Genomic DNA, 6,717 nt, shown 5'->3' with positions numbered 1-6,717 from the left:
CGCAGTTCCCCGCGCCCCCTCAGGGCGAGTGGCCCCGGGCCCTGGGGCGCGGGGGCCGTTCGCTGGCGGTGGGGGCTACGGGGCCGTCTTGCGGAGGAGGGTCAGGTACATCGCGTCCGTGGTGTGGAGGTGGGGCCAGAGCTGGACGTCGGGGCCCTCTCCCAGGTCGGGGACGCCGGGGAGCAGGGGGCGGGCGTCGATGGGGGTGACGCCGGGATGCTGCTTGAGGATGTCGGCCACGACCGCCCGGGTCTCCGCGAGGTGGGGCGAGCACGTGGCGTAGGCGACGACACCGCCGACCCGCACCGCCTCCAGGGCACCGCGCAGCAGCCCCCGCTGGAGCGGGGCGAAGCCCTCCAGGTCCTCCGGGCGGCGGCGCCAGCGGGCCTCCGGGCGGCGGCGCAGGGCGCCCAGTCCCGTGCACGGCACGTCGACGAGGACCCGGTCGAAGCTGCCGGGCCGCCACGCCGGGCGGGTGCCGTCGGCGGTGATCACCTGGTACGGGCCCGGGTTGCCGTCCAGCGCCTTGGCAACGAGCCCCGCGCGGTGCGGCTGCTTCTCGGAGGCCAGCAGGAAGGCACCGCGCTCGGCGGCCAGCGCGCCCAGCAGCGCGGCCTTGCCGCCGGGCCCCGCGCAGCCGTCCAGCCAGCGCCGGTCCGGCCCCTCCAGCGGGGCGTTGGCCAGCGCCAGGGCGACGAGCTGACTGCCCTCGTCCTGGACCCCGGCGCGGCCCTCCCGCACCGCCTCCACGGCACCGGGCTCGCCGCCCTCGCTCAGCCGCACGGCGTACGGCGACCAGCGGCCGGGCACGGCGGCGTCCTCGCGGAGCAGCTCCTCGGCGGTGGCGCGGCCGGGGCGGGCGACGAGGGTGACCTCGGGCCGCTCGTTGTCGGCGGCCAGCAGCGCCTCGATGCCCTCCCGGCCGCCGCCGAGGGAGTCCCAGAGCGCGGAGACGACCCAGCGCGGGTGCGCGTGCACCACGGCGAGATGGTCCTCGGGGTCCTCGTCGTAGGGCGGCGCGACCCGCTCCAGCCAGCCGTCGAGGTCGTGCTGGGCGATCCTGCGGAGCACCGCGTTGACGAACTTGGCCCGCCCGTCGCCGAGCACCACCCTCGCCAGCTCCACCGAGGCGGACACGGCGGCGTGCGTCGGGATCCGCGTCCCGAGCAGCTGGTGCGCCCCGAGGCTCAGCACGTCCAGCACCGGCGGGTCGACCTCCCGCAGCGGCCGGTCGACGCACTCGGCGATGATCGCGTCGTACGTACCCTGCCGGCGCAGCGTCCCGTAGACCAGCTCGGTGGCGAGCGCCGCGTCCCGCGCGTCGAACTTCTCCGGTCCCTCCTTCTCCCGCGCCCTGCGCAGCAGCGGCGGCAGCACGAGGTTGGCGTAGGCGTCCCGTTCGTCGACGGCCCGCAGCGCCTCGAACGCGAGGACGCGGACGGGGTCCTTCTGGGGCCTGCGGTAGGGCTTGCCGGGCTTGCGGGTGCCGGTCCTGCGGGGACCACGAGGCTGTTCGCTCACGGAAAAGGTGCTCCGGGTGTGGGAGGGAATGCGCCCTCCACCCTACGCGGACGGCCGGACCGCCGAGGCACAGGTCAGCCGCCGAGCCGCTCCCCCTCGGTGATCCGCGCGCCGCGCGCCCAGTCCGCCGCCCGCATCGGCTTCTTGCCCTGGGCCTGCACCCACAGCAGCTCCACCGCGTACGAGCCGGTGCCGACGTGCACGCTGTTCTTCCCGGCCGCCAGCTCGCCGGGGGCGAGCCCCGTGCGGTCGGGCACGGGCGCGGCCTGCACCAGCTTGAGCCGCTCGCCCCGGAAGGTGGTCCAGGCGCCGGGGGCGGGGGTGCAGCCGCGCACCACGCGGTCCACCCGCAGCGCGGGCGCGGCCCAGTCGATCCCGGCGTCCTCGACCGTGATCTTCGGCGCGAGGGTGACGCCGTCGGCGGGCTGCGGCACGGCCGTCAGGGTGCCGTCCTCGATGCCGTCCATGGTGGCGGCGAGCAGCCCGGACCCGGCGAAGGCCAGCCGGGTCAGCAGGTCGCCGCTGGTGTCGGTGGGACGGACGGTCTCGGTGACCGTCCCGTAGACCGGCCCGGAGTCGAGCCCCTCCTCGATGAGGAAGGTGGACGCGCCGGTGATCTCGTCGCCGGCCATCACCGCGTGCTGCACGGGGGCGGCGCCGCGCCAGGCGGGCAGCAGCGAGAAGTGCAGGTTGACCCAGCCGCGGGCGGGGATGTCCAGCGCCACGCGCGGCAGCAGGGCGCCGTAGGCGACGACGGGGCAGCAGTCGGGCGCGATGGCGCGCAGCCGGTCCAGGAACTCCGGGTCCCGGGGCCGGGCGGGGCGCAGCACCTCGATCCCGGCCTCCGCCGCCCGCTCGGCCACCGGGGAGGCGACCAGCCGCCGCCCGCGCCCGGCCGGCGCGTCGGGCCGTGTGACGACGGCGGCCACCTCGTGCCGCCCGGAGGCGATCAGGGCGTCCAGGGCGGGAACGGCGACCTCGGGGGTACCGGCGAAGACCAGCTTCATGGGTGGGACGGGCCTCTCGGGCGGGGGCGGATGCGGGCGGCCCACCAGTCTACGAGCCCGTGATCGGCGACGGGGCCGTGCGGCGGACGGGGAGCGGCGGACGGCCGGGCGGAGTGCCCATGAGGTCCGGGCAGGGAACCGCCGGGGGCCGGGCGGACAGCCCCTGGCGGCCCTGCGCGGAGCGCCGGGGTGGCCGGGGCCGGGCAGCCGGGAAGCGGCGGACACCCGAGCGCGAAGCACCTGGCGGACGGACAGGGAGCGGCCCGGGGCCGGACGGAGAACACCGGGCGGCCGAATGGGTCGGGTATCCGGTCGGGCCGGGCAGCCGCGGCAGCCGGGCGGTGCCGGCGTCCAGGCGGGCCGGGCAGCCGGGCAGCGGCGGACACCCGGGCGCGGAGCGCCTGGCGGACGGGCGGGGAACGGCCCGGGGCCGGGCGGAGAGCACCGGACGGCCGGGCGGACCGGGTGTCCGGGGGGCGCACATGTCAGAGTCCGCGCCCCCACCCCGTGACCAGCGGAGCGCCCACGCGTTGGTCAAGAAAGAGTTGACCACAGCGGGCCGTCCGCGCGGCCCGGTTCCTTTCAACGCCGGTTCGAGAGGCTTGTTCATGGCCGACCACGCAACCCACGACGCCCAGGCTCGGGCCAGCCTGCACCTGCTGGTGCGGGACATCGAGCGGGTCCGCCGGCAGGTGGACGCACTGCGCACCCTCACCGCCCAGTTGGGCAACGTCTACCGTCCGCGCCGCCCCGGCCCGTCCGCGGGCTTCGTCGTCTACGGGCGCGCCCCCGCGCCCACGGTCCGCCTCGCCCAGGAGCTGCGGGACAGCGTCGAGACGCTGGTCACCGCCGCCGTGGACTTCGACCGCTCGCTCGGCTTCTCCTGGGACGCGGTGGGCTCCGCGCTCGGCGTCACCAAGCAGGCCGTGCACCGCCGCTACGGTGCCCGCCGCGCCGCGGCCCAGGCCGCCGCCGAGGCCGCCGAGCCGGCCGGGACGCGGACGGTCGACGTGAGCGGTCTGCCGTCCGGGGTGCCCACGGTGCCCGCGGCCCGCGCCATGCCGACCCAGCCGACGGCGGGCAGCCACGGACTGCGGGACGAGGCCCGTCCGGCCCCGTTCCCGACCCCGCGCAACGGCTGACCACCGGCGGCCCTCCCGCCGTCAGGGGGCCGCCCCGCCCCGACCGGGCCCATGAGCACCACCTCAGGGTTCATGGCCCCTTCACGCCGGACGCCATGGCCCATCCGTGCCGGGTCCCTCCGCCCGGCCCACCGTGCCGGGTCCGCCCGAGCTGCCCGGGGTCCCTCCGCCCACCCCTGTCCGGAGCCCCCGCCGCCCGTCCCGCCGTGGACCACGCGCCACCCGCCCGCCCCGCCCGAGGCCGACCCGCCTGCCTCACCCGGGAGCCGTACACCGCCCCGCTCAGCCCCACCGGGGGACCACACCGAGTCGCCCGTCCCACGGGAGGAGCATGCGCCCCGGCCCGTCCCATCCGCAGGACCGCGCGTCAGCCCGCTCCACCGCACCTGGGCCTCACCCCTTCGGGCTCCTTCCCGCCTCCTTCGGGGCACCCCGGCTCCCCCGTCCTCGTCCGGAGCCCCGCACCCGCGCCGTCCGGCGGCACGCACCTGCTCACCCGTGCCCGCACCGGGCTCCGCCCCCTCCAGGCCCCTCCATCCGGGCCACCCCGGTTCCCCATCCCGGCCGGAGTGCCCCCGATCCTTCCCGGGCGACCCCCGACCGCCTGCCCGTACCGCCCCGGCTCCGCCTCCGCCGGCCCTTCGGCCGGTGTCTCCCACCGGGGCGCGGCCACGCCCCCGCCCGCACCGCGCCCCTCGCGGACCGCGGCCGCCCCGCCGGGGGCGCTGCGGAGCGCCGCCCGCGGGGCACAGCCGAGCCGTCCACGGGCCCGGGCCGGTGGTGGTCGTCGGGGTCAGCCGATGTCGAGGGGGTCGACGCGGACCCATACCCCGGCACCCGGAGCCCCGCTCCCCCGGACCGTCCGGGCGGCCCGCGCGGTCTTCAGGGCCGCCGCCAGCGCAGCCCCGCTGCCCGGCGGCACCCGGATCAGCACCCGCTCCCAGTGCTCCCCCGGTGGCGGTCCCCCGGCCCGGCGCGGCCGGCCGGGGGGTGTGACGGGCAGCGGCACCGGTCCCAGCACCTCCGCGTCGCCCGGCAGCGCCACGGTGCCGAGGAACTCCGCCACCGCCTCCGGCGGTCCCGCCACCGACGCCATCCGGGACACCGGGGGAAAGCCCAGCTCCGCCCGCTCGGCCAGCTCCCGCAGCGCGTGCCCCACCGGGTCCCAGCGCACCAGCGCCTGCACGGGACGCAGCGTCGGCTCGGCGACCACGACCACCGTGCCCCCGTCCGCCTGCGGACGCACCAGCGCGGCGGCGGCCAGCCAGCGCCGCAGCGCGTCCTCCCCCGCCCGCAGATCGGGCCGGCCCACCATCGCCCATCCGTCGAGCAGCAGCGCCGCCGCGTAACCGCCCTCGGCGACCGGCTCGGCCCCCGGGGTGCTCACCACCAGTGCCGGAGCCCCCGGCACCGTGTCCAGCACCTGCTCCCGCCCCGACGTGCGGACCGGGACCGCGGGAAACGCCCGCCCCAACTCCTCGGCGGTACGGCGCGCGCCCACCACCTGCGCCCGCAGCCGGAAGCCGCCGCACTCCGGGCAGTGCCAGGACCCCTCCTCGCGCCCGCACCAGCCGCAGCGCAGCGCAGCCCCGGACTCCCGTCCCTCCAGCGGACCGGCGCAGTGCCGGCACCGCGCGGGCGCCCGGCAGGAGGCGCAGGCCAGCCGGGGCACATAGCCGCGCCGGGGGACCTGCACGAGCACCGGCCCGTGGCGCAGCCCCTCCCGCACCGCCTGCCAGGCCGGTGTGGGCAGCCGCGCGGCCCTGGCCGCCTCGTCCCGGGCCAGGTCGCCGTCCCCCACCGTCCGCACCAGCGGCGCGGCGGCCCGTACCCGCTCCCGGGCGGCGACCAGCGGACGGGCCCAGCCGTTCTCCACCAGCTGGGCGGCCTCCACGGTGCAGCCCCAGCCGCCGAGCAGGAACGCGCACCGGTCCTGGGCGGCGCGCAGCAGGAGTACATCGCGGGCGTGCGGCTGCGGGGCGTGCTGCTCGCTGTGGCTGTCGTCCCCGTCGTCCCAGAGGGCGACCAGGCCGAGGTCCCGCACCGGGGCGAACATCGCCGCGCGGGTCCCGATCACCGCCCGGACGTCGCCCCGCCGGACCGCGAGCCACTGCGCGTACCGCTTCTCGGGGCCCGCGTCGGCGGTGAGCACCGCGTGCCGGCCCTCGCCCAGCAGCCCGGTCAGCGCCGCGTCGACGCGGGCCACCGCGCGGCCGTCGGGCAGGACGGCCAGGGCGCCCCGGTCCGAGGCCAGCGTCGCCGCCACAGCGCGGGCCAGTTCGTCGGCCCACTGCGGACCGGGCAGCGCGTTCCACACGGCGCGCGGTGCCCCGCCCGAGGCCAGGGCGGTGAGAAAAGCGGCCCCCTGCTCGTACCGCTGCCAGGAGTCCGGTCCGGGCACCGGCGGCGCGGGCAGCGGCTCGGGGGACGGCCGCCGCTCGGCGCGGGCGTTGCGCGGCGGCACGGCCAGTTGCAGCACGTCGGCGAGGCTGCCCGCGTACCGGTCGGCCACGGCGCGGGCGAGGCCGAGCAGCTCCTCGTCGAGCACCCGCTCCGGCGAGACGACCTGGGCCAGCGCGGCCAGCGGCCCGGAGTAGTCGGACTCCGCGAGCCGTTCGATCAGGAACCCGTCGACGAGCCCCCCGCCCTCGCGGCGTCCCTCGCGCACCCGGTGGCGGCCGGCGCCGAACCGCACCCGCACCCGCACGCCCGGCTGGGCGTCGGCGTCCAGCTCGCGGGGCACGGCGTAGTCGAAGTAGCGGTCGAGGTGGAGGACGCCCTTGTCGACCAGGACCCGGGCGACCGGCAGCTCCCCGGCGAGCGGGGCGCCGCGCCAGGTCCGGGGCTTGGCGCGGGGCACCTCGGCCCGCCGCACGGTCTCCCGGATGAGCGCGAGCTGCTCCGGCGGCGCCTGACGGCCGCCGCCCTCCGCTGGTTCGTTCCCGCCGCTCACGCCTGCATTCCTACCAAAGACCTCGGACACCGCACCCCGGGGACCGACCGCCCGGCCGCCGCCCCGGCACGCCGAGGCCCGGCGCCCCTCGGGA

4 protein-coding genes are annotated in these 6,717 nt (G+C 78.7%); 1 reads left to right on the top strand and 3 read right to left on the bottom strand.

From position 1 onward, the window contains the following. Positions 1-75: 75 nt before the first annotated feature. A complete protein-coding gene (locus ACZ7LB_RS28150) occupies positions 76-1,521 on the bottom strand; it encodes an RsmB/NOP family class I SAM-dependent RNA methyltransferase (protein ID WP_471472024.1) in 1,446 nt (481 codons plus the stop codon). Positions 1,522-1,595: 74 nt separating this feature from the next. Further along, positions 1,596-2,528 (bottom strand): methionyl-tRNA formyltransferase, encoded by a 933-nt coding sequence (gene fmt, locus ACZ7LB_RS28145; RefSeq protein WP_471472023.1) that lies wholly within the window; start codon positions 2,526-2,528, stop codon positions 1,596-1,598. 608 nt (positions 2,529-3,136) lie between these two features. Here fmt and ACZ7LB_RS28140 point away from each other — a divergent pair. Continuing rightward, on the top strand, positions 3,137-3,670 hold the full coding sequence (locus tag ACZ7LB_RS28140) for a hypothetical protein (protein ID WP_471472022.1): 534 nt from the start codon (positions 3,137-3,139) through the stop codon (positions 3,668-3,670). Between the two features lie 793 nt (positions 3,671-4,463). Here ACZ7LB_RS28140 and ACZ7LB_RS28135 read toward each other — a convergent pair. Further along, positions 4,464-6,623: a primosomal protein N' gene (locus ACZ7LB_RS28135; RefSeq protein ID WP_471472021.1), complete on the bottom strand. Its 2,160-nt coding sequence runs from the start codon at positions 6,621-6,623 to the stop codon at positions 4,464-4,466. Positions 6,624-6,717: the final 94 nt, after the last annotated feature.

It is taken from the genome of Streptomyces sp. NPDC107521, from assembly GCF_055598485.1.
This window is presented reverse-complemented; position numbering and strand designations above follow the sequence as displayed.